Raw genomic sequence first — 632 nt, 5'->3', positions numbered from 1 at the left:
TACTCGCTCGTATTAAAGCGGTTTTACGTCGCCAAACGGTTGAGCTACCGGGCGCGCCAAGTACGGAAGAAAAAGTGGTCGAGTTTGGCGAGTTTCGTTTGAATCTCGGCACGCGTGAAATGTTCCGTGGTGATGAGGCGATGCCATTAACATCGGGTGAATTTGCGGTGTTGAAATCACTGGTAACCAACGCGCGTGAGCCAATGTCACGTGATAAGCTGATGAATATGGCGCGTGGTCGTGAATACTCGGCGATGGAGCGCTCTATCGACGTACAAATTTCTCGCCTACGCCGCATGCTGGAAGACGATCCGAGCAAACCTCGCTACATCCAGACCGTATGGGGTTTAGGTTACGTATTTGTCCCAGACGGCAAAGAGTCGTAATTCTTACTCACTTAACCGGCAATCGGTTTTTAAAACTTCGGCCATCAAATTTCCTTCTTATTTGGTGGTCGAGGTTTTCGCAATTAGGATCATCAGGAAATTTCCATGCGAATCCGAAGTTCACTGACACAATCTATTCTACTGTTCATCTCCTTGCTTCTCGCTAGCCAAGTCTTTTCTTATTACGCCGTTTTTAACTACGAGTTGATGCCAAGCCTGGAAAAGGCAAACGAATGTCCCGCAGTC

At 47.9% G+C, this 632-nt stretch carries 1 protein-coding gene and 1 pseudogene; both read left to right on the top strand.

Annotated elements, in window-relative coordinates:
• Positions 1–386: winged helix-turn-helix domain-containing protein (locus R7Z77_RS26385; RefSeq protein WP_318137177.1), on the top strand; the 386-nt coding region annotated here is incomplete at its 5' end.
• A gap of 105 nt (positions 387–491) precedes the next feature.
• Positions 492–632: pseudogene (envZ, locus tag R7Z77_RS26380) on the top strand (two-component system sensor histidine kinase EnvZ); the annotation flags it as partial.

The organism is Vibrio sp. 1401, assembly GCF_033340295.1.
This window is presented reverse-complemented; position numbering and strand designations above follow the sequence as displayed.